The organism is Pedobacter rhizosphaerae, assembly GCF_900111155.1.
Lineage (GTDB): Bacteria > Bacteroidota > Bacteroidia > Sphingobacteriales > Sphingobacteriaceae > Pedobacter > Pedobacter rhizosphaerae.
Map to the genome: position 1 here is coordinate 32,456 of NZ_FOGG01000007.1, position 25,769 is coordinate 58,224.

Annotated in this window: 21 protein-coding genes and 1 pseudogene; 18 read left to right on the top strand and 4 right to left on the bottom strand. The window is 43.9% G+C overall.

Annotated features, from left to right (window positions below; genetic code table 11):
• On the bottom strand, nucleotides 1-3,015 hold the full coding sequence (locus BMX11_RS07315) for a SusC/RagA family TonB-linked outer membrane protein (RefSeq protein ID WP_090882993.1): 3,015 nt from the start codon (nucleotides 3,013-3,015) through the stop codon (nucleotides 1-3).
• A gap of 118 nt (nucleotides 3,016-3,133) precedes the next feature.
• Complete coding sequence (locus BMX11_RS07320) at nucleotides 3,134-4,024, bottom strand: inositol oxygenase family protein (protein ID WP_090882994.1); 891 nt, start codon at nucleotides 4,022-4,024, stop codon at nucleotides 3,134-3,136.
• A 379-nt stretch (nucleotides 4,025-4,403) separates the two neighbouring features.
• On the opposite strand from BMX11_RS07320, the gene BMX11_RS07325 reads away from it, so the two are divergent.
• The 8 genes from BMX11_RS07325 (at nucleotide 4,404) to BMX11_RS07360 (ending at nucleotide 15,886) form a co-directional block, all read left to right on the top strand.
• The gene (locus BMX11_RS07325; protein WP_090882996.1) at nucleotides 4,404-4,991 is read left to right on the top strand and encodes an RNA polymerase sigma factor; all 588 of its coding nucleotides are present in this window, start codon (nucleotides 4,404-4,406) and stop codon (nucleotides 4,989-4,991) included.
• A gap of 61 nt (nucleotides 4,992-5,052) precedes the next feature.
• Entirely contained in the window at nucleotides 5,053-6,204 is a 1,152-nt protein-coding gene (locus tag BMX11_RS07330) for a FecR family protein (RefSeq protein WP_090882998.1), read from the top strand.
• A gap of 180 nt (nucleotides 6,205-6,384) precedes the next feature.
• A complete protein-coding gene (locus BMX11_RS07335) occupies nucleotides 6,385-9,726 on the top strand; it encodes a SusC/RagA family TonB-linked outer membrane protein (protein WP_245738604.1) in 3,342 nt (1,113 codons plus the stop codon).
• Between the two features lie 16 nt (nucleotides 9,727-9,742).
• Nucleotides 9,743-11,215: a RagB/SusD family nutrient uptake outer membrane protein gene (locus BMX11_RS07340; protein ID WP_090883000.1), complete on the top strand. Its 1,473-nt coding sequence runs from the start codon at nucleotides 9,743-9,745 to the stop codon at nucleotides 11,213-11,215.
• 14 nt (nucleotides 11,216-11,229) lie between these two features.
• Nucleotides 11,230-12,081: a DUF4843 domain-containing protein gene (locus tag BMX11_RS07345; protein ID WP_090883002.1), complete on the top strand. Its 852-nt coding sequence runs from the start codon at nucleotides 11,230-11,232 to the stop codon at nucleotides 12,079-12,081.
• 23 nt (nucleotides 12,082-12,104) lie between these two features.
• A complete protein-coding gene (locus tag BMX11_RS07350; protein ID WP_090883004.1) occupies nucleotides 12,105-13,649 on the top strand; it encodes a PKD-like family lipoprotein in 1,545 nt (514 codons plus the stop codon).
• 24 nt (nucleotides 13,650-13,673) lie between these two features.
• Nucleotides 13,674-14,792, top strand: coding sequence for a TlpA disulfide reductase family protein (locus tag BMX11_RS07355; protein WP_090883006.1), 1,119 nt, complete (start codon nucleotides 13,674-13,676; stop codon nucleotides 14,790-14,792).
• Between the two features lie 5 nt (nucleotides 14,793-14,797).
• Entirely contained in the window at nucleotides 14,798-15,886 is a 1,089-nt protein-coding gene (locus BMX11_RS07360; protein WP_090883008.1) for a TlpA disulfide reductase family protein, read from the top strand.
• Nucleotides 15,887-15,998: 112 nt separating this feature from the next.
• Here BMX11_RS07360 and infC read toward each other — a convergent pair whose 3' ends face one another.
• Nucleotides 15,999-16,568, bottom strand: coding sequence for a translation initiation factor IF-3 (gene infC / locus BMX11_RS07365; protein ID WP_090883010.1), 570 nt, complete (start codon nucleotides 16,566-16,568; stop codon nucleotides 15,999-16,001).
• Nucleotides 16,569-16,797: 229 nt separating this feature from the next.
• Between infC and BMX11_RS07370 the strand changes: the two genes are divergently transcribed.
• Nucleotides 16,798-17,877 carry a calcium:cation antiporter gene (locus BMX11_RS07370; protein WP_090883336.1) on the top strand — a complete coding sequence of 360 codons (1,080 nt, stop codon included), beginning with the start codon at nucleotides 16,798-16,800 and terminating at the stop codon, nucleotides 17,875-17,877.
• 183 nt (nucleotides 17,878-18,060) lie between these two features.
• Here the strand turns inward: BMX11_RS07370 and BMX11_RS07375 are convergent, their stop codons facing one another.
• A complete protein-coding gene (locus tag BMX11_RS07375; RefSeq protein WP_090883012.1) occupies nucleotides 18,061-18,498 on the bottom strand; it encodes a UPF0158 family protein in 438 nt (145 codons plus the stop codon).
• Between the two features lie 607 nt (nucleotides 18,499-19,105).
• Here BMX11_RS07375 and BMX11_RS07380 point away from each other — a divergent pair.
• From BMX11_RS07380 to BMX11_RS07420, 9 genes and pseudogenes are all read left to right on the top strand, one after another.
• Nucleotides 19,106-20,050 carry a toprim domain-containing protein gene (locus BMX11_RS07380; RefSeq protein WP_175474499.1) on the top strand — a complete coding sequence of 315 codons (945 nt, stop codon included), beginning with the start codon at nucleotides 19,106-19,108 and terminating at the stop codon, nucleotides 20,048-20,050.
• Between the two features lie 16 nt (nucleotides 20,051-20,066).
• Entirely contained in the window at nucleotides 20,067-20,456 is a 390-nt protein-coding gene (locus BMX11_RS07385) for a hypothetical protein (protein ID WP_090883017.1), read from the top strand.
• Entirely contained in the window at nucleotides 20,449-21,432 is a 984-nt protein-coding gene (locus BMX11_RS07390; protein ID WP_139180142.1) for a relaxase/mobilization nuclease domain-containing protein, read from the top strand. Before BMX11_RS07385 ends, BMX11_RS07390 begins: the two co-directional genes overlap by 8 nt.
• Before the next feature lie 24 nt (nucleotides 21,433-21,456).
• Nucleotides 21,457-22,095 (top strand): hypothetical protein, encoded by a 639-nt coding sequence (locus BMX11_RS07395; RefSeq protein ID WP_090883021.1) that lies wholly within the window; start codon nucleotides 21,457-21,459, stop codon nucleotides 22,093-22,095.
• A gap of 5 nt (nucleotides 22,096-22,100) precedes the next feature.
• Nucleotides 22,101-22,415, top strand: coding sequence for a hypothetical protein (locus BMX11_RS07400; RefSeq protein ID WP_139180143.1), 315 nt, complete (start codon nucleotides 22,101-22,103; stop codon nucleotides 22,413-22,415).
• 146 nt (nucleotides 22,416-22,561) lie between these two features.
• A pseudogene (locus BMX11_RS24630) lies at nucleotides 22,562-22,723 on the top strand (DUF4134 family protein); the annotation flags it as partial.
• A 30-nt stretch (nucleotides 22,724-22,753) separates the two neighbouring features.
• Nucleotides 22,754-23,056 (top strand): DUF4134 domain-containing protein, encoded by a 303-nt coding sequence (locus tag BMX11_RS07410; protein ID WP_090883025.1) that lies wholly within the window; start codon nucleotides 22,754-22,756, stop codon nucleotides 23,054-23,056.
• Between the two features lie 32 nt (nucleotides 23,057-23,088).
• Nucleotides 23,089-23,355 carry a DUF4133 domain-containing protein gene (locus BMX11_RS07415; RefSeq protein WP_217643815.1) on the top strand — a complete coding sequence of 89 codons (267 nt, stop codon included), beginning with the start codon at nucleotides 23,089-23,091 and terminating at the stop codon, nucleotides 23,353-23,355.
• Nucleotides 23,333-25,762 carry a TraG family conjugative transposon ATPase gene (locus BMX11_RS07420; RefSeq protein ID WP_090883029.1) on the top strand — a complete coding sequence of 810 codons (2,430 nt, stop codon included), beginning with the start codon at nucleotides 23,333-23,335 and terminating at the stop codon, nucleotides 25,760-25,762. The genes BMX11_RS07415 and BMX11_RS07420 overlap by 23 nt, the downstream gene beginning before the upstream one ends.
• The last annotated feature ends 7 nt before the right edge of the window (nucleotides 25,763-25,769 follow it).

Genomic DNA, 25,769 nt, shown 5'->3' on the forward strand with positions numbered 1-25,769 from the left:
TTAAAATGAGAAATTTAAACCAAAAATGATTGACCTTGCTTTTGGATAACTGAAAAAGTCGATACCATAAGAGGACACACCGTTTATTGATCTGTCTATGTTCACCTCCGGATCATACCCGTTGTAATCGGTAATTACGAAAAGATTCTGACCGGTAATGGAAAAACGTATGGTTGAAAACCATTTGTTGATACCCAGATCTCTAGTATTCAGACTGTAACCGATTGAGGCGTTGTTCAGCCTCAGAAAGGCTCCACTTTTGAGATACCTTGTCGATACCGGGGTGGCATTGTTGAGTGATTCCTCAGGACTTGCAAAGCCCTCTCTGGTCGAGTTGACATTTTTAGCCAGTCTAAGCTTGGAAAAGCTCACGTTTTGGGTATAGTCATAGGTTTTATTGCCTGAGACACCATTGAAATTAATACTGATGTCAAACCCTTTATAGTTTGCACCTGCATAAAAGCTGTAGATCTTATTGGGTAGGGCTGTGCCTGCTGAAATCCGGTCTTTATCGGTAATCAGTCCATCTCCATCCAGATCTCGGTAGGTGCTCATTCCGGCCGCATCAAAACCGGTAAATTCTTTTAGAAAGAAAGTTCCAATGGGCTCATTATTGATGTAGCCATTAATAGTGGATGAGGTGATACCGGCTCCGGATACCGAGCCTGCGGGAATAACAGAATAAGGTGAATTTTGAACTTTGTTTTTCAAGTAGGTAAAGTTAGCCCCAATGTTGTAGCCAAACCCGCTCTCTGATTTATGTCTGTAATCGAGCTCCACTTCTAATCCTTTATTGGTAATGGTCATATCTTTTACGTTGGACCATACCTCCGCTGCTGGTTGAACCGGATCTGCAGGGATGACCTGTAAGAGTATATTTTTGGATTGTTTATGAAAAGCGTCGATGGTACCTGTTAGGGTGCCTTTGAAAAGGCCAAAATCAAGACCTATATCCGTTTGTTTAGAGGTTTCCCATTGGATATCCGGATTGGCTAGCCTGGAATAAGTGGTTCCTGCAGGATAAGATCCGGTAGGATACAAAGGGTAGCCTGCTGATCCCAATGAAGTAAATAAGGCCTGAGTGATTTTTGGGGGAATTTCCTGGTTTCCGGTTACACCAAAACCGGCCCTGAGTTTTAAATTGCTGAATATCGAATTCTTCATAAATTCTTCCTCGGAAATCTTCCAGCCCGCAGAGAAGGAAGGGAAATAACCATACTTGTTGTTGGCACCGAATTTGGAAGATCCATCGGCACGGAAATTTGCGGTGATCAGATACCTGTCATTAAACTGATAGGTCACCCTGCCAAAAAAGGACTGTAACTCATTGATAAAGGCAAATCCTCCAGGCCTGTTATTAGCCAAGGTGAGGTCCTGTCCAACTCCAGGGTTATATATGGGATCGATGTCTCCGACTAGAAACCTGTTGATGCTGTAATTTCTCTGTTGGACATAAATTCTTTGATAAGAATGACCTGCTAGTGCAGAGAGATTATGACGGCCCTGTACCCAATTATAGGTGAGGTAATTTTCGATTAGCGTATTTTTGTTGATGTTGTAGAAACTCTCAAGTCTTCCTTCCCTGAATGGTACCGCATTGGGAAGGTTTTCAAGATCCCTTGTGGCAGTTGAATAATCCACACCGAGGTTTAACTTATAAACCAGGCCCTTGATGATTTTGACAGATGGAGAGATGCTCCCAATCACCCTGTTGGTGGTGGTGATTTCTTTGTCAAGTTCGAAATAAAGGTAGGGGTTGGTAATGTTCTGGTAATAAATCGGATTGCCGTTAGCGTCCTTGGCCGGATAGGTGGGGTTATTAATCAAGGCATCAGCAAGTACACTGGTAAGGGGTGGTCGGGTTTGTTTGGTGTTAGCCGCATCAATGTTCATCTCAATGACTATCCGGTCCTCCCAGAATTTTTGTGTGGCATTGAACCTGCCAGAAAAACGGTCGAGGTCATTTTTTTTAATGATCCCTTGTTGTAGCTGTACCCCAGCGGAGGCAAAATAAGAGAGTTTGTCCGCGCCTCCACTTAAGCTGAGATTGTAGTTATCTGTTCGTGCTGTTCTAGTGGCTTCCTTTTGCCAGTCAGTATTTCCGCCTTTATCATCCAGCACCCCGCCTGCCTTGGGAACTTCAATCCGAAATTCATCGGCAGTAAGAACGGGTAGGGCTCTGGCCAGAGTAGAATAACCGGTGCTGGCAGAGGCTGAAAGCGTAGATGCTCCCGATTTTCCCTTTTTGGTGGTGATGATAATTACCCCATTTGCTCCACGCGAACCATAAATGGCGGTAGCGGAGGCGTCTTTGAGTACATCGATAGATTCGATATCTTGTGGATTGATAAAGCTTAGCGGATCGCCCATTCCCGTATTCGAATTATCCAGCGGCAAGCCGTCTATAACAAAAAGTGGGGTACTTCCCGATCGCACTCCACCAGGTCCACGAATACTGATGCCAGTAACCGAACCGGGCTCTCCACTGGCCGAAGTAACATTTACCCCTGAAACTTTTCCCTGAAGTAATTGCTGGGGAGAGGTGATGATTCCTTTGTTAAACTCTTCACTTTTAAGCGATTTCACCGCTCCGGTAACATCCTTTTTATTCTGTGATCCATAGCCGATAACCACCACTTGGGAAAGGTCAGTAGCATTTGATTTCAAGGAAACATTGATGCGGGTACGGTTGCCCACTGGAATTTCCTGGGTAATATAACTGATGTATTTAAATACCAGTACCGCATTATCATCTGGAACGGATATCGAGTAGTTACCATTTTCATCTGAGGTGGTACTTTTATTGCTCCCTTTAACTACAATTCCCGCACCGGGCAGGGGTTTTCCAGTCTGTTCGTCGACAATGGTACCAGTGACGGTTTTAGCCAGTGAGGCCCCCAGGGGAGCATGGTCTGCATAGGCTTTTTGCGGAGCATAAAAGCCATAACAGAGTATCAGTACAGCACAAAATAATTTTAAATGATGCTGTAAACAACAGTAGTAATTTTTGCTCATAAGAAATTTGTTTAGTTTGGTTGGGTTTGAGAGAAATTAATTGCATACCATTTTCTATGCGGTTCAAATCTACCATTTGAACCGCATAGAATTTTACTTCTAAATTGGTTAAAACTTTTTAGAATTTCAGCGTTTTAGGAAGATATTTTGCCACAAGGTCTTGATAGTAAGCTTTTAACTTGTTCCAGTCTGGTGGTTCGGGATTTTTGGAATAAAGATCATAAGGGTTGAAAAGTTCTACCCACTTCAGCATTTGGCGATCATGGTCATCCAACAGGTAATCATACTCGCCTTCACGGTGCCAGGAATAAAAGGAGTGGTAGCGCAGCATGTAAAGGCCACTTTCGGGAATATGGTCTTTAAGCATGTGGTATACATACTCGTCATGCCCCCAGGACATCATTACATTTCGCAGTCCGCAGCCTTCACTGTAAATGCCTAAGCGGGTATTGTACCGGGTATCGGAGAAATCAGGGTTGTATTGAAAAAATTCCGGATAAACGATCTTGTCGGAATAGGCACAACCCACAGGAAAGGTATCGCCTACAACTGCCCATTGGGGTTCTCCAAACAAACACAGTACCTTACCCATATCGTGCATTAGGCCTACAAGCACCATCCAGTCCGGATGCCCATCACGGCGTATAGCCTCTGAGGTCTGCAGCAGGTGCTGAAACTGATCGAGGTCTGTATCGGGATCGGAATCATCGACCAGCTGGTTCAAAAATTCAAAGGCATCCCAAACGGGCATTTCCTTTTTGTCGAATTTTAAATACTCTTTTCGCTTTTCCAAAACAAACTCGTAAGTCTGAAAGGTGTGGTTGAGGCGGTAGAACTCCCTGACGTGATCCTTGGTATGCTCGTCATAATTGCGGTATTCATCTGTTTTTTTTGCCAGTGCTATGCTATCCGGATCGGGATATCTTTTCAGTACGTCGTCTTCCCATTCCTCTAAGCTGGTGAGCGGACTCACCTGTTTCGCGGCGAAGTCATTTGGTGCTGTACTCATAACGAATTATATTTGGTTATTCTAATTTAACGCTTTTTCATGAGTTAAACTGAAAGCGAGAACCTTAATTCGCGAAAACGTTTTCGTTGAGGTACGAAGGTTACCAGGCTTTAGGGCAATGATCAGCGCATGATGGTGCATCACCTGAATATCAATAATATAGGTTTTTTCTCTGCCGGTAGAAACTCTTTTGAAAGGATTGGCATCATGGCTAAGGTATTCCTATATCAGTCGTAGCGGGGTATCTTCAACCTTTTTTCATCATTCTTATCTCAACAGGTAGGTCTTTAACGCGTTTAGCATATTCATTTTCATCTCTGCCCTGAGGTCAGGCAAGTAAAAGTAAAAAGTATATATTTGTGAACGAGAGACATACAGTATGAGGCAGTATAAGTTATATCAGGATAGAGAGTTAGTTGAACTTATGCGCAATGGTGATGAACAGGTGATGATGGAAATATATGATCGTTACTGGAAAAGAATGCTTGCCGTTGCCTATAAACGCTTGGACAATCAACAGGATGCGGAAGAATGTGTTCAGGATGTGCTGTATAATTTATGGAAACTTCGTGAAAATTTTGGGTTGGAAAAACTAGCGCTATCCAATTATCTCAGCCGGGCCATCCGAAACCAATCTTTTAATATCCTGGAGAAAAGATACCGTATCCGCCTGAAGGCAGAAGGCTACAAGCAGGAAGCGGTAAATTACTTATCCCCTGAGCGCGCATTGATCTTAAAGGAACTGCAGGCTAAAATCGATAATGCCATTAGTGAGTTGCCGCCCCAATGTCAGCTGGTTTTCCGGCTCAGCCGTCAGGAGGGACTATCTGCAAAGGAGATCGCTGAAAAACTGAATCTATCTGAGAATACGGTTAAGTCTCACCTTAAAAAAGCGAACAGAGATATCCAGGGAAACCTTGACCTGATAACTGCCTTGATACTGAGTTATCTTTTTTTTCAAAAATAATTTCACCTGCACTCACCCTTAGTGCTTTTTTTTCTGTCTACCCCTACAGAAAAGCAAACTCATGTCTTCAAAACAGGAAAATATAGAACATCTGGTCTACAAATTCAATCAGGCGAGCATCACGCCAGAAGAATTGGATACCTTAATTGAATGGTATAACAGCCGTGATGATCAGCAGGTAACCATATTCACTGACCTCTATGAATCAGAAGAGGAGGTTAAATCCAGAATACGTCGTGGCCTGCTCTCTAAAATGGCTAGTGAGCATAAACGGCCTAAATCTCATATTACGCTCATCAGGTGGATTGCCGCCTCGGCGGCAATTCTCCTTATTGCTGTGATCACCTGGAAAGTCTTTAACGATAAGCTGCATCCGCAGATGAGTGCGAAAGTGGAAAAAGAAATTTTACCAGGAGGAAATAAAGCAACCCTAACCCTTGCCAACGGAAAAACAATAACGCTCAGTGCTAGCCAGGAAGGTATCGTGGCCGGAGAAAAGATTACCTACCTCAACGGTACTCCTGTAGCCGGATCGAGCGCTGCTGATGCTGATCAGGCTGCTATGCTTAGCCTGAATACTCCGCGGGGCGGTACCTATAAACTGACCTTACCCGATGGTACAACGGTATGGTTGAATGCCGAATCCTCCATTCAATATCCTGCACGATTTGCAACAGAGGCGAGGACGGTTAAGGTTACCGGTGAAGCCTATTTTCAGGTAGCGAAGGATTATCTTAAAAATGGAGACCGAAAACCATTCAGGGTAGTTAGTAAAGACCAGGAAATAGAAGTATTGGGCACCCATTTCAATGTGAGTGCATATTCTGAGCAGCCTGGCACTAAAACCACCCTGGAAGAAGGCAGGGTTGCGATTAAGAATAAATCCGGCCGTGTTGTGCTCTCTCCTGGCGAGCAGTCCATCACCTTGAATGGGAAAACCAGCGTGAAAGCGGTGGATGTAGCCAGTCAAACCGCCTGGAGGAGCGGAAAGTTTAGCTTTGATGATAAGCCATTTGAGGAAACGATGAACGAGATTGCCCGGTGGTATAACTTAAAAATAATTTACCTGGGTGGTATCCCACAGGAGGAATTAGTGGGCGATGCCTTCCGTAACCAAAATATTCACCTGGTGCTTAGAATTCTCGATGTAGCCCAGATCAGTTATGATCTCGATGTTGAACGGAGGCAACTGACGATAAAAGGAAAAAAATAATTGTTCACCTAAACCAAACCAGAAAAATGACCTAAACCAAACTCAACTAACTAAACCACAGGCTGCACCAATAAAAGAAAAGGAAAGGACTGCCATCCTTCCCTTAACCGATCTGATTGGACTGCGGTCAATCTTTGCAGTAAACCTAACATTGCACCAACCAAACCAACGTTAAAATTAATGATTAAATTTTACTTATCACTAGTGATGAAGACCATCCTGTGCCTAATACTCACTGGGCTAATGACAGTGAGTGCGGCGAGCTATTCGCAGCAAATAACCTTCAAAGGCAGGGCCGTTCCATTTTCCCAGGTAATAGATGCAGTGCGAAAGCAAAGCGGTTACACGGTTTTTGGCCCCAAAAAGCTTATTGAAGCTGCAAAGCCTGTAACGCTAAACCTCAGTAACATCCCGCTGCAAGAATTCTTGAAAGCTCTGGTTAAAGACCAGCAGATTACTTTTGCCATAGAAGACAAAATCATTTCTTTCTCAGCTGCCCCTGCCCCTCAAGTGAACACCATTACCAACTTGCCGCAGCAGCTTACCCTTACCGGAACAGTTCGCCATGCAGAAACCCGCCAGCAGATGGCGGGCGTAACGGTCCAGATAAAAGGGGGTACTTCCCGGGCGCAAACAGATAGTAAAGGCCAGTATAGGCTGCTGATTCCTGCTTCAGACCGAAAACAGGTTATCGTGTTCAGTTTCGTGGGAATGAAATCGCTTGAGGTAGTTTATAAAAACCAGCTGACGCTTGATGTGGAGCTGGAGCCCAATGAAAGCGCAATGGAAGAGCTCGTTGTAACCGGTATTTACCAGCGTAACCGCGATGCCCATACCGGTTCATCCTCCATCTTCGACGTGAAAGACCTGCAGGCCGTGGGCAATCAGAATATTTTGCAGAGCCTAAAAACGCTCGATCCCTCTTTTGCCATTGTGGAAAACAACACCTTCGGATCAGACCCTAACCGGATGCCCGATATCGAAATCCGCGGCAAAAGCAGTGTAATTGGTCTTACAGATGAATTCGCTTCTAATCCTAACCAGCCCTTGTTTATTCTGGATGGCTTTGAGTCTACTTTGGCCATTATAGCAGATTTAAGTATGGATAGGGTGGAAAGAATTACCTTGCTTAAAGATGCTTCTGCAACTGCCATTTATGGATCTAAGGCGGCTAATGGCGTAGTGGTGGTTGAAACCAAAAGACCAACAGCCGGACAGCTCCGTGTAAGTTATACCATGAACGGAACAGTAAGTTTTGCTGATCTGAGTGACTATAACCTGATGAATGCAGAAGAAAAATTGCAGTTTGAGTTACTTTCGGGTTTTTACGGCTTACTTAATGCCGACGGCACAATTCTGCTCGGCTCGAATCCTCAGAGTGAGATCAACTACAACAACAGGCTCAAAGAAGTTAGGCGCGGCGTGAATACCGACTGGAGCGGAGAGCCTTTACGCACAGCATTCACCCAAAGACATACCCTTTTTACCGAAGGGGGAGATGCTAACCTGCGCTACAGCGTTTCATTCAATTATGGTCTAACCCAAGGGGTGATGAAAGGGTCTGACCGTACCACCACCAATGGCAACATCCGATTGCTTTATCGTAAAGGCGCATTTTCGGTCAATAATTCTTTGAGCATCGATCAGATAAAGGCCAACCAGGAGTCTACTTCCTTTTCTTCATTCTCCAGGGCCAATCCTTACTATCGTAAATACGACCAGGCGGGAAATCCAATTAAAGTGCTGGAGGACTTCAAAGCTTATGGAAACCCGAGCCTGAATCCGATTTATAGCCCTTTGTATGATCAAAGCAACCTGAATATCAATGAGAATAAATCACTGGGTTTCACTAATAATCTGGAGATGGAATGGCGGATTATCGAGTCGTTAAGGGCACGTGGGCGTTTCGGATTGCGAACAGCCTCTACAGGGAACGTAATCTTCCGCTCTCCGTTCAATGCAGAATTTGAGCGCATTGATGTGCTTCAGAAGGGCCGATACGACGAAAGCAATGGCCGCACGGTTAACTATGATGGGGATTTCAGTTTGACCTTCGGAAAACTTTTTGCAGAAAAACATATGGTTAATGCAGTTTTAGGTGGTAGAATGGAGCAGGCTACAGACAGGCAAAGTACTTTCGGGGTAAGTGGGTTTATAGATGATGAGTTTTCTAATCCCAATTTTGCCTTGGGGTATGTACTGGGTCAAAAAGCCCTCTATCAGGAGTCTAAGCGCCGGGGGGCAAGCATATTTGCCAATTTAGGTTATGCTTATGATCAGCGATTCCTCATCGATGCTACTGTACGCTCTGACGGATCTTCAATTTTTGGTTCGAACAGGCAGTTTTCTACCATCTGGTCTTTTGGATTGGGATGGAATGTGCATAAAGAATCCTTTATAAAGAATGGAGGCCTTTCATGGATAGAACAGTTGCGTTTGCGGGGTTCGATCGGAAATCCGGGTAACCAAAATTTCAATAGTTATATCTCTACCAGGGTATATCGCTATAATAACGATAACAGAAACCCATTCGGGGTCAGTACCATCATCAGTAATATGGGCAACAGCAATTTGAAATGGCAAACGACCCTGGACAGAAATGTGGGCCTGGACTTAACTGTGCTCAACAGCCGGTTGCGCTTTACTGCAGACTATTTTGTTAAAGATACCGATCCGCTGCTTGCCTTTGTTAGCCTGCCATCCTCAACCGGCGTGAGCCAGGTTGCGCAAAATGTGGGCGGACAAATAACAAGAGGATTTACCCTGACCACAGATTACACCCTGATTAAACGTGATCAGTTCAATTGGAGAATTAACCTGAACATGAGGCAATTGAAAGCGAAGTATCATGATATGGGCAATCAGCTCAATAACTTCAATGTGGCCAACAGGAGCCGTAATCTGGTACGCTACATTGATGGGGGAAGTCCTTCAGATCTTTGGGCCGTTAGATCAGTAGGTATTGATCCGGCAACCGGGCGTGAGATTTTTCTGAATAAAAATGGTGAGCAAACCTTTGTATATAATTTCAATGATGAGACAATTGTAGGAAACAGCGATCCGGATTTAGAAGGAATTATCGGTACGAATTTTTACTATAAAGGATTTACAGCATCAATTAACCTCAGGTACCGCTTAGGTGGGCAGGCATTTATGCAGACTTTGTTTGAAAAGGTAGAAAATATATCCTTCACAGGAGTAGCGCTAAACCAGGATCGCCGCGCCTTGTACGACCGCTGGAAAAAGCCAGGGGACAATGCGGTGTTTAAAGCGATTTCCAATACGGAGGTTACCCCCATATCTTCTCGTTTTGTAGCCAATAACAACATGCTTATCGGCGAGGCCTTTTCTGTTGGATATGAAAATTCTACAGCAGCATGGCTCAAGAAGGTTCGTGCCTCATCGCTCACCTTAAGGGCATATATGAATGATATTTTTCATTTGTCAAACATCCTTAACGAGCGGGGCATCGACTACCCATTTGCACAGTCGGTATCCTTTTCTGCAGCAGTCAGATTTTAACTTTAAGCATTAAGAAATGAAGAAATTATACAAAACCATCCTATGCATCTTTTTGAGCATCCTATCTGTTTCTTGTAACAAATGGGTAGATGTTAAGCCAACCGACAGATTGGGAGAAGATCAGCTTTTTACTGACAAAGAAGGATATCTTAAGGCATTGAATGGCGTTTATGTCGAACTTGCCAGTTCCAATCTGTACGGACAGAATATGTCGAGTGGAGCAATAGATGTGCTCGCCCAGTATTATTACCTCAATAGCTCGGTACACACCTATTATAATTACACGACTTTCGTTTATACAGATGCCAATGTGAAGATCACATTTGACCAGATCTGGAAAAAAGCCTACGAGCTGATTGCCAACTGTAATGTGATTATTGAGAAGTGCGGTAACGCGCCAAGTGATGTGCTTCCCGAACCTTACTACAGCATCGTTAAAGGCGAAGCACTCGCTTTGAGGGCAATGCTGCATTTCGACATGCTGCGTTTATTTGGTCCGATTTATACTGAGGCCAATAAAAATAAGCCTGCTATTCCATACGTCAATAAAACCGGATACAACATTGAACCCCTTTCAGGTTCAGAGCAGGTGATGGAACTGGTATCTGGTGATATCAAGTCGGCAATGAATTTATTACTCAATACCGATCCGGTTCGCAGCGAAGGGGTGCGCAATGGAGCCAATCCGGCCGGGCCAAATGATCTGTACTATCGCCAGTATAGGCTCAACTACTATGCCGCCAAGGCACTTTTGGCCCGCGCATACCTTTGGCAAGCCAATAAGACCCAGGCGCTCATACAAGCCGAAGAGCTCCTTTCCGAAGTTCAGTCGGCAAGCAAAACTGTTTTTCCCTATGTAACCTTTGCCAGTGCCACAAGCGTAGATAAACCTGATCGGGTGTTCTCTACCGAGGTGATGTTTTCGCTCTACAATATTAATCGTTACCAGATGTACACCAAACTTTTTGAAGTAAACCTCCCGGTAAACAGTAAGCTATCTTTCACCGCCGGGGATGTTAATGAAGAGCGAATCAATTCAATTTATGATGATGCCAACGATTATCGCCGCCGGGCCTGGCAAAATGCTTCTTCAGGGGTGATCACCGCAACAACGAATGTGAAATTTGCAGACATCGTGGATGGTCCAGGGCGTTACATGATGCCTTTAATCCGGCTCTCAGAAGTCCTTTTAATAGCGGCAGAATGCCATCCTGATCTCCCTACAGCGATAAGTTATTTTAATAAGCTTCGCACAGCACGTAACTGTGTTAGCCTTAATCCAGCAAATCGTACGCTATTGAATACCGAGATAGGGAAAGAGTATCGCAGGGAAATGCTGGGGGAGGGACAGCAGTTTTTCTTTTATAAAAGAAATGCCTATCAATCTGTTCCCAATCATGCCACCTTAAGAATTACTCCTGAGAAAACAATGGTACTGGTGAATTATACTCCTCCATTACCCGACAGTGAGATTTCACAACGCAATTAATTTAAGATATAGTTATGAAGAAATTAGTAAGTTATATTTTTTTATTTCTTTTAATCACCGTAATGGGGTGCAAGAAAGAAATGATGTCCTACCAGGGGAAAGAGGGCGTGTATTTCGCCGTGCAGTTTGGTAATAACTCACTAAGCATCAATTACTGGCCTTACCAGCCCTATAGCAATGTAGAATTCGTGAGTATAGGTAAAGATGTGGTAGATTATCCAGTAAAGGTGATGATTACCGGACCCGTGAAAAACTACGATCGCACCTTCAAAGTGGAGGTCAATCCAGATTCTACGACAGCGATTCTGGGCCAGCATTATGATCCCATCTCTCCTGAGGTTAAAATTGCGGCCGGTACCACAACAGCTAATGTTCTGGTACACCTGAAGCGTACAGCAGATTTGACCAATAAACAGGTGACATTAGGACTGCGCCTGGTGGCAACCAAAGATTTTGCACTTTCTTTCCCCGAATGGGATGCCATACCCTCGTTAACCGGTGGCTCTATTGTACCCGAGTTCGATGCCAGTTTGCACACCCTGCGAATTAATGATATTATGGTTCAGCCTGCGGTTTGGCCAGGTTCTATCCAGCCGGTAAACCGGGAGTCGGGCTTATTTGGGGTATTCACCCGCAAAAAGATGGAGTTTTTAATCGAAAACCTGGGCTTAAAATATGAGGATTTCGCCAGCGCAGAGACTATGCCCCAGGCAAGATACCTGCTGGTTGCCAGCGATGCCGCTATCCTTTTAAAACAGCGTTATGACGCTAAAAAACCAGTACTGGAAGAGGATGGGCGGTTGATGTTTATGGGTTCGGTTCCATGGACTTCTATTATTGGCGTACCCTGGGTACCTGCACCATAATGTTTACCATTTAAGAAAGAACAATGAAATTATATTATTACCTAATTGCAGTGCTGTTTGCCCTCAGCATGCCATCCTGTAAGAAAGATCAGGGCAATTACGATTATCAAGACATTAATGAGGTATCAATTAAAGGTGTCAACCTGGAGTATGTGGTGCGGACCGGTATTGATACTCTACGCATTTCCCCGCAGCTTGGTGGAACCCAGGATCAGGGTGATACCTCCAGGTATAAATACTATTGGATTATCAAAAAGGGAAGCTTTTTGTTCGATACCATTGGGCGTAGTAGTAAGCTGGTTTATCCAGTGCGTTTAAATGCGATTCCATACGATCTTTTCTATCGCATTGTAGACAAGCAAACCGGAGTAACCTGGATTGCCAACACTAAAATCAATGTGAGTACCGCCTATTCCCGTGGAATTTTAATTATGGGGGAGGACGCTGAAGGCTATGCAGAGGCAGAAATGCTTTCGATGCTCAAAGATACCGTACACATTAAGCGGATCTTATCGGCAAGTGGTTTACCACGTTTACGGAATCCTATAAGTGTGGTTCACACCGGACCAAACGATTCTTATACCAAAATTTGGGCTTTTACCAATGACGGCTCTTACTTTTTAGACCGGGCAACCATGACCGCGGGTCAGAACAGTAACTTTAGCCGCACACTTTTTATCTCTGAGGCGATAGACCCTCAAACGCTCCATCCCGTTGTGCTCGCACCACAGATCCGTCTAGCAACAGGGGCAAACGGGAGTTCGCTTTACAGGGCGATGATTACCAAAGGTGGCGATCTTTTTGCCAGTGTTCCATTGCTTATGGGCGGAGATTATTTTAATAATCCTGTAAACCGATTGGCCAGCGATCAGGCTACCCGTATCCCTGCCGCCCCCTATCTGCTTTATCCCATTGGCAGTATGAGCTCGGTGATGTGGTACGATACCAAAAATAACAGGTTCTTGAATTACACCGGGATTGGATCGGCAGTTGCCTCGACAACTTTGCCTGACATAGCCGGTGGGGCTTTTCCATGGAACCAGCCAGCAGGACGTACCTTAAAATATGCAGAAAATACACGCAATACTGATGGCGGATCAACTAACGGAAGCTCTTTTGCCATTATGAAAGATGCCGATAATACCCACCATATCTACAAATTCTATGCTAATGGTACCAATCCGGCCAAAAGAGCGCTTTATACAGTAAAACCGATGGCGACCAACTTTGATAAGGCGAAGTTTTATGCTTTTTCTTCCAACAGAACGGTAGTTTTTTATGCGGTAGAGAATGTCTTGTATGCATATGATTATAATCCTGGCTTTGAAAAAGTTTATTCCTTTCCCGAAATCGGGAGCGACGAGATCAGCATGATCAAATTCGATACCCAGATAGATTTTGCAACCAACAGTCTTTATGTAGCTACCTATAATGCCGCAAACAGAGGAACCTTGCGTCGTTACAAGGTAGGTAACAACCCCAACCTTGTCGATATTCAATTGCAGGATAACAGTAGCTGGACTGGTCTGGTAAAAGTAAAGGACATTAACTGGCGGGCAGTAAATTAATAACACTAACTCAACTGATAAAACATGAAATTAAAACAACTGATGATGCTGTTCGCCCTGGCATGTCCACTGGCAGCAATGGCACAAAATACGGGTTATAGCATAGAGGGTAAACTCAAAGAAAACTACAATGGAAGACAAATTAAACTCTATTATACCCTGGATGATACCCATAAAAAGATCGACAGCACGATCATCAAAAACGGTACATTTAAGTTTAACGGACAATTGGAGCGTCCGTTGGTTGCAAAGGTATCCATGGGTGGAGAAGACGATCCGGATGGCATCGATATCTTTCTGTCGGAAGACAAAACGCAAATTAGTGCAAAAGACTCTATCAAATATGCACAAGTAACTGGCGGCGATTTGGGGAGATCTTATGAAAAATTAGCTAAAACATTAAGGCCACTTGATCGGAAGATGTTTGCCCAGCTGGCTTTTTACCGCGATATGCCTGAAGGAAATGATAAGAAGACCTATTTTACCAAACTTATGGCCGGATTTGATGCCTACAGATTGCAAAAGCGTGAGGCGATACACCAATTTGTAGTCGAAAATCCCAATTCTTACGTGTCCCTGTACATGTTGGATAAAAATTCGCCAAGCAAGTTGCTCAATTATGAACAAACTTTCCCTTTTTATAATAAACTAAGCAATTCAGTTAAAGAAACACCATTGGGCAAACAACTTGCAGTCAGGCTCGCTGAAGCAAAAGGAAAATTAACAGGCGGTCAGTTCAAAGATTTTGTTTCCAATACTCCTGAAGGTACTTCATTGAGTTTAAAGGAAGTCGTTAGCAAAAACAAATATACCCTGGTCGACTTTTGGGCAAGCTGGTGCGGCCCATGCAGAAAAGAGAATCCCAATGTGGTTAAAACCTTCAATGATTTTAAAGATAAAGGGTTTACTGTACTGAGCGTATCTTTAGATGATAATGCTGAAAAGTGGAAGGCAGCGATTAAGAGCGATGGAATGCCCTGGTACCATGTTTCGAGTTTGATGGGCTGGAAAGAGCCTGCGGCTCAGCTTTATGGCATACGCGCCATTCCACAAAATGTTTTGGTAGATGCACAAGGAAAAATTGTAGCGACCAACCTGCGTGAGGAAACGCTTTATAATAAGGTAAAATCTCTTCTAAATTAAATGTGATGCTTAGCAATAGTTATTTGAAATTTTTTAGCATTTGTTTGCTTTCTTCTGTATTCAGTAAGCTGCAGGCTCAGGAAAGTTTTGAGCTTATCGGGAAGCTTGCAGATCCAACTTTAGAGGGAAATACTGTACTGCTCTCCTATAGTGATGGGGCAAAATTCAGGTACGATACCACGCGGGTGCGCAATGGAGCGTTTTTAATGAAAGGAACGGTACAGCAAACAGCCAAGGTTTTTCTGTATGTGGATAACAGTAAAGAACAAACAGTTCTAACTAAAAAGAAGGGCCAGAACATTCGTTTTTATCTGAGCCCGGGGATAACCAGAATTGAAGGAACCGGGCTGGAAAATGCAAAGATTTCCGGTTCGCAAACCCAGCGCGAGTACGAAAAACTTTCTGCAGACTTAGCTCAGGTGGGCTGGACACAGCCTTCATCGAAAAGCGATACCCTTATAGATAGGCGCAACCAGGTGTACATGAAATTCATGCAGCAATATCCAAACTCTCTTGTTTCCCATGATTTAATGGATGAGCTGGCCAATCCCAATTTCTTTTCTCTTCACAGTACCCAAATGCAAAAGGTAGCTGAGGGATTTCCACAAAGCTGGAAGAAGTCAAAGGCCGGCTTAAAAGTAGCGGGTCTCATTGCCGATGCCCAGGAGTTAGGCGTTGGCAAGACATCGATTGACTTTACTATGAATGATATAGATGGAAAACCAGTAAAACTCTCTGATTATAGGGGGAAATTTGTCTTGTTGGATTTCTGGGCATCATGGTGCCTGCCTTGCAGAGCAGAAAATCCCAATGTGCTTAAAGCTTATGCGCAGTTTAGAGATAAAAACTTTACCGTTGTTGCTGTATCGCTAGATAAGGAAAGTGCCAAAAAGGAATGGTTAGCTGCCGTTAAAAAAGACGGCTTACCCTGGTCCCAGCTTTCCGAACTCAAAGGCTGGGACAGCGCTGTAGCAAAGGCATACAAAATTAAGTCTATCCCTGCCAACTATCTCATCGATCCACAAGGAAAAATAGTAGGTGTGGGGTTAAGAGGTGAAAATTTGATTAAACAATTGGAAAAGACGCTGAAATAGCATCAATTTTATAAGCGGGTCTTATCGCTGTGCAATTTCGCCTAGCGATAAGACCCGCTCAATGTGTATTAAGTCAGTTTATATGATCTCAACTTAATTATAGACTGATCAATTATTTTTTTGCCAGTTTTGGGGCTAAGGTCAGGAACATTCGCTTGCCTTCGAGTTTAGGCATAAGTTCCACTTTCCCAATCTCCTGAAGGGCTTGCGCAAACTTAAGCAAGAGAATTTCCCCCTGGCTCTTGTAAACAATTGCCCTTCCTTTAAAATGGACATATGCTCTTACCTTCTCGCCACTTTCCAGAAAAGAAACAGCATGTTTAAGCTTAAACTGAAAATCGTGGTCATCGGTATTGGGACCAAACCGGATATCCTTTATAATGGTCTGTTTAGCTTTTGATTTGATTTCCTTCTGTTTCTTTTTCTGTTCATAAAGAAACTTGCTGTAGTCTACGATGCGACAGACCGGAGGAGTCGCATTTGGAGAGATTTCTACCAGGTCCAGCCCCAGTGACTCTGCCTTTTCCAGCGCCTGTGCCAGTGGATAGATGGCCGTTTCAACGTTTTCTCCCGTTAGTCTTACCTCAGCAGAGGTGATAAATTCATTGATTTTGTGTTCCGCTTCTTTCTTCTTGAAGGGCAAGCGTGGCCCTCTGTAAAATCCTGCTTTTTTTAATGCCAAATTGATAAAGTTTTAATGAAAAAATAGTGATCCCTGAATGAGATCTCAGATGATTTCAACAATATACGCTTTTCATCGCCCAATTCCTAGATTTTACTTTCATCATGACCTTCCGCTGATCTTATCTGCCGTTTTAGTGACGATAATACCCTGCCCATTGCTGAGAATTGAAAAAAATCAAAACCCTCCTGCGCTTTCTTTGTTAGCCTTGGAGTTTAAGGGTAATCTCATGTTAAAAAAAATCAACCTTCCGATATGGACAATGGCCACACCGCTTTTAAGCGTAATCTTTTTCTTTATTGCGGGAAGCGACGCGGCAGGAATGATGAGAATCATCATCGCTTTTTTGCTCATCGGTAGCGTACTCTCCTCAGTACATCACGCAGAGGTCATTGCTCACCGTGTTGGTGAGCCTTTCGGTACCATTATCTTAGCCATTGCCATTACCACCATTGAGGTTGCTCTTATCGTTTCGCTAATGCTCAGTGGTGGAGAGGGAGAAAAAGCATTGGCCAGGGACACGGTATTTGCTGCAGTAATGATTATCATCACGGCTATAGTAGGACTTTGTATATTAAAGGGCAGTATTACCTACCGGGAACAACGCTATCATTTAGCTGGTGTAAATGCAGCACTAATCACGCTGATGGCGATTGTCATCCTAACGCTGATTCTTCCTAATTTTACTGTAAGCGGTCCTGTTGGCGAGTATAGTGAAAGCCAGCTGATTTTTGTCTCAGTAGTTTCTCTTATTCTTTATGGTGGATTTATTTTCGTTCAGACTTTTCGCCACCGTGATTACTTTCTGCCGAAAGATTCAAGCTCAGAGGATGATCATGCACCCGCTCCCAATAAGATAACCTCAGGAATGAGTTTAGTGTTCTTACTCATCAGCTTGGCAATAGTGGTATTGCTGGCTAAATATCTCTCTTACGATCTGGAGCAGATTGTGTTGAGCGTTGGCGCTCCAAAATCTCTTGTAGGAGTGATTATTGCAGCGATTGTCCTTTTACCCGAAGGATTGGCTGCTTACAGGGCTGTAAAAGCGAATAGGTTGCAGACCAGTCTGAATCTTGCATTGGGATCAGCGCTAGCGAGTATTGGATTAACAATACCTGCAGTAGCTATTGTGGCCATAATCACTGGTTATCCACTTGTATTGGGAATTGATGCCAGATCAATGGTATTGCTGCTACTTTCTATGCTGACTTTGATCTTCTCTCTAGCGACAGGAAAAACCAATATCCAGCAAGGAGTGGTGCTACTGGTGATCTTTGCCTGCTATCTTTTCTATACCATTGTTCCTTGAGGTACGCCTGAGGATGGACTTGAGGGTAAAGTAAAATTCCAATCTTTCAGTGAGTCGCGAAGGAAACGACTAGAGTAGATCCATTGTTGCAGGTTGAGCTATTATTAATACTGTCGCAGATAGCATTAATTTTAGCCTTCTTCTCATCTCAATATAGCCTCTGGGCGTTCCTCATCCTGATTATTATTCTTCCTCTGTAAAGCCAAGCGCTGACTCGAGCTGCTCATTTACAAAAGTCATATATCTTTGGTGTTTATACTCGAACCACTGATTCCTAAGAGATTCAAAATCATGCAGGAGTTCATTAAAACGTCGAAAGGGATGCTTTTTTGAAATGGCATCAACAAAACGATTCTGATGAATTGCGGGCACCATTACCGAAATGAAATCTTCCATCACCCCAAAGGATTCCCAACTTTCCATCCCCTCAATCTCGATATAATCTTGGGGGGTATCATTGACCTGATCAAGGACATCCTGCCAGAATTCTGAGTCCGTATCATCATATTTAAGCACGCTGGGATAGGTGGCCACTTCACCAGTATGGATATTCAGGAAGCAACAATTTCCAATCGAGAGTTCCTGGGCGATATCATCTAAGAGTTGAGGTGTAATTTCCATGGGAATTATTCTTTAGCGTATGGAACTATAACTAGCATATGGAGAAAAGCAAAATTAAGCATTTTTATAAAAATAATTTTAGGGCCACCTTTTTTATCTATCCGCACCTAGTTCTGCAAGTCGTATCTTTTTCAGCGGATAGCCTTCGCTAGAAAGCAAATCCTGCAGTTGGCATTTTATAAGCCAGGAAGTGGTGATCAATTTCTTTAGACCAAAATAGCGCTAAAAGTCTTTTTTTAGACCGCAAACAGACCAATTTGGCCCAAAAGTCTTTCCCTCTGATTTTCCACAATAAGTTTGAATGTAAATCACCTGTTATGTGTAATAAATTATCATACAGCAGGTTAGCTCTTTGAAATTGGGGAACGAAACATTATCCTGTTTAGGCAGGAAATTTTGCGAAGGGATATTAAGAAATTATCCCGAGCGCGCATTGGCAGGCCGAGAAAGGCCCGGTCGGTAGAGACTGACGTGAGTAGTTCCGAAATATATATCCCGGAAAATCTTCTTCGGGGAGAGAAAGGCGGACACGGATGGTGTTCTGCCTTTCTGTTTTTATAAACGAGGTTCATTTTTTTTGATGGCCTTAAATTTAAACCAGTCACCTATGGAAAACAACAGATTAGACTTACGCCAGATCAGGGAGAATATTGATTTGGTAGCCCTGCTTTCCCAGTTGGGGCATTCCCCGGTACGCAGGTCCGGTGGAGAACTATTTTATCTCTCGATGTTGCGCGAAAGTGATACCGTACCCTCTTTTTGCGTGAATGAGAAAATGGGTATCTGGTTCGACCATGGTCTGGGGAGGGGTGGGAGCGTGATCGATTTTGCGTTGCTGTATTGGCAGGGACTGGGATTTAAAGCTTCAATTGAACGCTTACTTCAGGCGATCGATGCCCCCAATTACCTACCTAAAGAAAAGCCTGTACAGACTGAACTGCCTATGCGGGAACGTTCTTATCTCATTAAAGAATCCCGGCCACTATCCACCAACCGTGCAATTGCGGGATACCTAAAAAGCCGTGGGATCTATCAACCTGCAAAATCTTTTCTTTCCGAACTCTATTATTCGGTAAGAAAAAAAGACGGGCAGCGGGCGGAAATGTTTGCCGCGGCCTGGCAGAATGAGCTAGGTGGGTGGGAGGTGCGGAGCAATTACTTTAAAGGCTGCCTGGGAAAGAAAGCGCTGAGCTTTTTACCCGCTGGGGAAGATAGCCTGGTGGTGTTTGAGGGAATGATGGATTTTTTAAGCTGGAAACAGCAAGAACCGCAGAATCGGGCCAGCGTATTGATCTTAAACTCGATCGTATTTTTAGAACAGGGGATTAACCGCGCGGAGGGATTTTCCAGTGTGGAACTTTTCTTCGACCATGATCCCTCAGGCAGAAAAGCTACCGATGTCTTTCAGCAAAGCAGGTCCGATGCCCTGGACAGATCTGATCGTTATCAAGGCTATAAGGACTATAATGAAATGATCTGCGCAAACCTCCCCAAAAAAGAGAATATCCTTTTAGGACTGCGCAGCTATAAAATGAGAAGTAAAAATCCTTGAATACCATTTCCGTACTATGAATGAATCAAATAATGAAAAAAACACCGGGAAGACTGCCGCCTTCTATGCCAAGAAAACAGATCTTGTGCGCATCCAAATGATGGCGAAGAATCTTGGAATTTCCCTTGGAGAGCTTATACGAAGAAGATTGCTGGATAATCAGATGCTTAGTATGAATTCGGCAGAACTTTTATCACAACTTGATCCCATTGGCGCTGATATTTCCCAAATCAGGCATTTAATCGCAGCTTTAACTGAGCAACAGCACCCAGATGCTGATATCCACAGCAAAGACAATAAACTCAGCGAGGCGATCTTACAATATGTTTCGCACCTATCTAACCTTGAAGAACTCATCAGAGAGTTGATTGATAAACTCCATATCAAAAATAGACGTAGTGGTTAACCCAGTTGTACGGATATTAAAAGGAAGGCGAGGCTTTCCTGCAATAGGGTATAACATGGATAAAGTGGATGCTGGTCAGGCTACGCTGCTTTGCTCGAGAAACTTAGGCGTTTTATCAGCACTTGGCAAGATTTCTACCAAAGACCTGATCAATTTTTTCGGAGCTTTCGTCCAACATGCCCACAGAGGCTGGAGTCATCAGCTTCATGCAATCATTTCGCTAAAAGGACATGACCACCATTACCGTCAGCTTCAGTCCACTGCCGAGCAATGGTTAAAAGGAATGGGATACCAAAGACAACCTTATCTCATCTTTTTACACCGGGACACCGCTAATATGCACTTGCATCTGGTAAGTACCTCAGTCAGGCTGAGGAATAAAAAAATTGCTAATGTCTTCAGTTTTATCCGCGGGTCAGCAGTTCTCAACCAAATCTCAGGGGTAAACATTCGGCAGCAATTCTTTAGTGAGTTAATGATTTTGATGGAATACCGTATCGACAGTCTCGATGAATTCAGGAAAATCATCTTGCATAAAGGCTATAAGAATTTTCGCTCGCGGGATCTGCTGATTATCCGCAAGTATGGGCAAAATATATTGGAATTAGATTACCCTCAGCTAGAGCAACGATTTAAGGCTCTTTTGTCAGATTTTCATACACCAAATTCCCTGATTGCTAAAATAGAATATTTCCTTCTGGAGTATGATGCGAGTCCCAGGCCCATTTACACCAAACAGGCCGGAAACTGGAAAAAGGAAATTGCTGGGTATCGTTCGCAATTCGCTGATAGGTTGCTTAGTGAAGAAGGAATTGAAGTTTGCTACCATACTAAAAAAGGCAATATCTTCAGCTATTCAGTAATAGACCATGTTGGTAAAAGAATACTGGCAGGTGAGCGGCTCATTCCTTTGGAGCGTCTGCTGCATAGTCCTAAGCCATCTATTGGCTTTGCTCAGGAAGGGAAAAGTCGTTAATAATCCTAAGCTTAAAATTCATTTATGATCATAGGAATTGGTAATTGCAAGGGTGGTTCAGGCAGTAGTGTGCTCTCCTTGTTGCTCGCTCATTACCTCGCTCAACAAACCCAAGATAGTATTTCCCTGGTTTCTATTGCCGCTGGTTCTTTATCGCTACTACATTCCAGGTCAACGCTTCTGGAACATGAACTTCCCTTTGAATTCTTAACCTGTAGCTTTTCTCATTTCAAGCTCCTTGTTGATAAACTCGCAGAAAACAAATCTGCATGGATTATCCTTGATTTCCCCCCTGTGGGGAATGATGAGAAAATAATAGAGCTGATTTTAAAAGCAGATTTTATATGCTGCCCATTCAGTTATGATATGGACTCGGTACATAACAGTTTAACCTTTGGCTCACTTTGCCGCCGTATCCAACCAGAGGTCAAATTACTCTTTGTACCCAATCGTGTCGTAGCGAATGCGAGCTACCCTTTAAGGGATGAGACCGAGCGTACCATCAGGCAGATTGCAGCAGTAGGACCAGCGCTATCTATGCACATAGGCCTGCAACGTTTAAGCTCCCTGCAGTTACCCACAGGCCTGCTTGAAAAGTTTTCCACTTCATTGCAGGTCATTTTTGAAAATTATCTCAAACATGCTAAACCTTCTAACTTTTAAATCCCATGATGACCTGGACAAATTTCTCCTATCTGCTCTTTTTACTGTATCTGATTTACTATGGCGTGAACCTCTGCTGTGATCTGTTGCTCAAAGCACAGGGTAAGAGGGAAGTTAAAACCCATCAGGTTTTCCTCCTGGAGGACGATATTGCCCCGGTTAGCGTTTTCCTTTCCGAGCAGACCGCTCTCACGGATGCTACAGCAGGCGTTTCTTCTTTGCCGTTAAACCCAGTCTCTACAGGCGGGGTGAGCTTTGCTGAGCTTTTAGCGCTCGCCTCCCAGGATGCTATAGCACTTACTTCACAGATTTCTTACTAACGGATATGAAAATCATATATATGCTACTGGGCTGGATATTCACCTGCTGCGCCTTCGGTTATGCACAGCAGGCTCCAGGGATCAAGGAGCTTTACAGCGCTGGAACATCAATCAGGAGCTACTAATTTGGCTTTTCTGATTTAGCCTTCTCTATTGGAGGGGTAATGGGATTACTTGGAGGACTCCGGGTATTTTCCAATTGGCAGGCAGGCCTGCGGCACATCGATGCGCAGGTTTCCGGATGGTTCTTTTCCTGCCTTTTTTTGCTGCTCAGCGGTGTATTCTTGCGCGGGCTTTTTCAGTTATGAACATACCTAGAAACTTTAAACCTTTCAATTATGCAAAAACAAATCAACATTTTCTTTGCGCTGCTGCTCCTCTCAGCCACTTCCAGCGCCCAGACTGGTGGGGGAACCACCGGAATCAATGCAGCAACCTCAACGCTGACCAGCTACGTAGACCCGGTATCGACACTGATTTTGGCCATTGGTGCTGTAGTGGGGATAATTGGCGGAGTGATGGTCTATATCAAGTGGAATTCAGGTGATCGCGATATCAATAAAGAAGTAATGAGCTGGGGGGGATCCTGTATCTTTTTAGTATTGGTTTCGGTCGTGATTAAAGCCTTCTTTGGGGTATGATGACCCGGTATCCAGTGTACAAGGGCCTTCAGATGCCTTTAACTTATAAAGGACTCAAAGGAAAATATATCGGCTGGGGAATAGCCTCTCTAATCATCGGACTGATCGCTGGGGGAATCACCGGCTCTGTTATCAACATGTACCTGGGTGGGCTGGTAACACTACTGCTGACCCCTGGTCTTCTTTTTTTTACCCTTCAACGCCAGAGGGGAGGGATTTACAACAGAACCCGTCAGGATGGTTTATTTATTCATCCACTCAATCTCCCGAAAAGTTATGTCAGAGAAAAAAACATTTGATCTTCCCTATGCAGGTATGTTCAGCAAGGGAGAAATTACCTTCCTCTGCGGAGAAAAAGGCGATTTATCAGTAGTGCTGGAAATGCAAAATCCTGTGCTTCAATATGCTGCCGATAGTGCGGGATATCAAGCATTCCAACAATTGCTGTTGCATATCTGTAAGCTTATGGGCCATGGGCATATCCTTCAAAAGCAGGATGTATTCTTCTGTGATCATTATGTTCCTGAAAAAACTGAGGATTATCTGCAGAATGCTTTTCAACAACATTTCAATGGCCGCAGGTTTATTCGCATGCGTAGCTATTTGATCCTCACTAAAGAAGTTCCTCCGGGACGCTTTTATGTGTACGACCAAAAGGGGGAGGAAGACTTCTGCAGGCTGGTGCTTCAGGTTCGCGAGCTGCTTTCATCGGCTGGGTGCAAGGGGCGTCTGCTCAGGCAAGAAGAGATCAAAGCCTATCTGCGCCAAATTCTTTCCATGGAGTTTGCCTGCCAAGAGGTTGCCTTAGATAACATCTATGCTCAACATACCCACCTTAATATCGGAGCAAAGGCCTTGAAGAGTATCAGTTTGGTTGATATCGAATCCATTGACCTGCCTGCCCAGCTTAGTGGCTATCATTGCAGCATGGAAGGGGAGGGGGCTGAGGGATTTCCTCAAGATAACATGTCCTTTCTTTTGCAGCTCTCCACGCAGCACAGCCTAATTTACAATCAGCTAATTCGTATCCCAGCTCAGCAGGCTTGCCTGAATAAACTAGAGCTCAAGCGTAAACGGCATTCAGGATTAAAGGATCCTGCTAACCAGATGTGCGTGGAGGATATCGACCGGCTGTTGATGGAGGTGGCCAGGGATAACCGTCTGCTGGTGTATGCCCACTATAATATTCTGCTTTGCGCAGAAAATGCGCTCCTGGATAAAGCCACTTCAGAAATTGAGGCTGCCTTATTCCAACTGGGTATTATTCCCTCAAGAAACAGTTATAATCAGCTAGCGCTTTTTCGCTCCTGTCTTCCCGGAAATGCTGTATCGCTGCAGCACTATGACTGGTTTTTAATCAGCTGTGAGGCGGCGATATGTCTGATGTGCAAAGAAAGGCTTGCTGAGAACGAGGACTCTTCCTTTTTAGTTCGCTTTACCGACAGGCAGGGGATACCCATTGCCATAGATCCTTCGGATCTGCCCATGCGGACAGGCAGAATCTCCAACCGCAGTAAATTCGTACTCGGTGGTTCAGGATCGGGCAAATCATTTTTTATGAATGCATTGATTGAGCAGTATCTTCAATATAATATGGATGTGGTGATTGTGGATACCGGTCACTCTTACAGTGGGATTTGTGCTTATTTCAAGGGACGCTATCTGAGCTATAGTGAGGAGAATCCCATTACCATGAACCCCTTTTTAATTACCAAAGAAGAATACAATATCGAAAAGAGAGACTTCTTAAAGACGCTCATCGCTTTACTGCTCAGAGGCGCAGAGGGAGAAATTACCCAGGTAGAAGACACGGTGCTCACCAATGTCATTTCCGCTTATTATCTGGAACACTTTTCAGGCGATGGTGATCCAGAAGATTTAGGGTTTGACAGTTTCTATGCCTTTTCGCTAAAAGCGATTTCCAGTATCCTTTTCTCGGAACAAATCAGCTTTGATTTGGATGAATACCGCTATGTGCTTAAAAAGTTTTGCAGTGGTCAGGAGTTTGGGGAACTGCTCAACCGTAGTGGTGATGTCACTCTGTTTTCCCAGCGGCTAGTGGTTTTTGAGATCGATGCGATACGAGACCATAAGGTACTCTTCCCGATTGTTACCCTGATTATCATGGATGTCTTCCTGCAAAAAATGCGATTGCGTAGCCAGCAGCGTAAAGCCTTGATTCTGGAAGAAGCATGGAAATCGATCGCCTCCCCACTTATGGCCTCCTATCTGCTTTACATGTATAAAACTGTTCGCAAATTCTGGGGAGAGGCAGTCGTGGTGACCCAGGAACTGGGAGATATCATCGGGAATGCGATTGTGAAAGATAGCATCATTTCAAATTCAGACACCATTTGCCTGTTAGATCAGGGGAAGCTGAAAGGAAATTATGCCCAGATCACTTCTTTGCTTTCTTTAACGGAGCAGGAAAAACATAAAATCTTCACCATCAACCAACTCAATAACAAAAAGGGCAGAGGTCGCTTTAAAGAGGTGTATATCAGAAGGGGCTTGTCTGGAGAAGTCTATGGAGTGGAAGTGTCTTTAAGGCAATACCTCACCTTTTCAACAGAAAAGCCTGAAAAACTACTTGTAGAGCATTATGTAGCCAAATATGGTTCTTACCGGGCTGGCCTTGATGCCTTAATAGCTGAGCTGGAGGATTCCGGATGCGCTTTGGAAGAGTTCATCGCCAGAGCTCGTTAGATGGAAA

Excerpts from the sequence above, each read along its gene's own strand:
- BMX11_RS07335 (WP_245738604.1), top strand. The coding sequence starts at position 6,385 with ATGATTAAATTTTACTTATCACTAGTGATGAAGACCATCCTGTGCCTA.
- BMX11_RS07400 (WP_139180143.1), top strand. The coding sequence starts at position 22,101 with ATGATGACCTGGACAAATTTCTCCTATCTGCTCTTTTTACTGTATCTG.
- BMX11_RS07410 (WP_090883025.1), top strand. The coding sequence starts at position 22,754 with ATGCAAAAACAAATCAACATTTTCTTTGCGCTGCTGCTCCTCTCAGCC.
- BMX11_RS07415 (WP_217643815.1), top strand. The coding sequence starts at position 23,089 with ATGCCTTTAACTTATAAAGGACTCAAAGGAAAATATATCGGCTGGGGA.
- BMX11_RS07375 (WP_090883012.1), bottom strand. The coding sequence starts at position 18,498 with ATGGAAATTACACCTCAACTCTTAGATGATATCGCCCAGGAACTCTCG.
- BMX11_RS07370 (WP_090883336.1), top strand. The coding sequence starts at position 16,798 with ATGTTAAAAAAAATCAACCTTCCGATATGGACAATGGCCACACCGCTT.
- BMX11_RS07385 (WP_090883017.1), top strand. The coding sequence starts at position 20,067 with ATGAATGAATCAAATAATGAAAAAAACACCGGGAAGACTGCCGCCTTC.
- BMX11_RS07345 (WP_090883002.1), top strand. The coding sequence starts at position 11,230 with ATGAAGAAATTAGTAAGTTATATTTTTTTATTTCTTTTAATCACCGTA.
- BMX11_RS07320 (WP_090882994.1), bottom strand. The coding sequence starts at position 4,024 with ATGAGTACAGCACCAAATGACTTCGCCGCGAAACAGGTGAGTCCGCTC.
- BMX11_RS07360 (WP_090883008.1), top strand. The coding sequence starts at position 14,798 with ATGCTTAGCAATAGTTATTTGAAATTTTTTAGCATTTGTTTGCTTTCT.
- BMX11_RS07355 (WP_090883006.1), top strand. The coding sequence starts at position 13,674 with ATGAAATTAAAACAACTGATGATGCTGTTCGCCCTGGCATGTCCACTG.
- BMX11_RS07420 (WP_090883029.1), top strand. The coding sequence starts at position 23,333 with ATGTCAGAGAAAAAAACATTTGATCTTCCCTATGCAGGTATGTTCAGC.
- BMX11_RS07330 (WP_090882998.1), top strand. The coding sequence starts at position 5,053 with ATGTCTTCAAAACAGGAAAATATAGAACATCTGGTCTACAAATTCAAT.
- BMX11_RS07350 (WP_090883004.1), top strand. The coding sequence starts at position 12,105 with ATGAAATTATATTATTACCTAATTGCAGTGCTGTTTGCCCTCAGCATG.
- BMX11_RS07395 (WP_090883021.1), top strand. The coding sequence starts at position 21,457 with ATGATCATAGGAATTGGTAATTGCAAGGGTGGTTCAGGCAGTAGTGTG.
- BMX11_RS07315 (WP_090882993.1), bottom strand. The coding sequence starts at position 3,015 with ATGAGCAAAAATTACTACTGTTGTTTACAGCATCATTTAAAATTATTT.
- BMX11_RS07325 (WP_090882996.1), top strand. The coding sequence starts at position 4,404 with ATGAGGCAGTATAAGTTATATCAGGATAGAGAGTTAGTTGAACTTATG.
- BMX11_RS07340 (WP_090883000.1), top strand. The coding sequence starts at position 9,743 with ATGAAGAAATTATACAAAACCATCCTATGCATCTTTTTGAGCATCCTA.
- BMX11_RS07380 (WP_175474499.1), top strand. The coding sequence starts at position 19,106 with ATGGAAAACAACAGATTAGACTTACGCCAGATCAGGGAGAATATTGAT.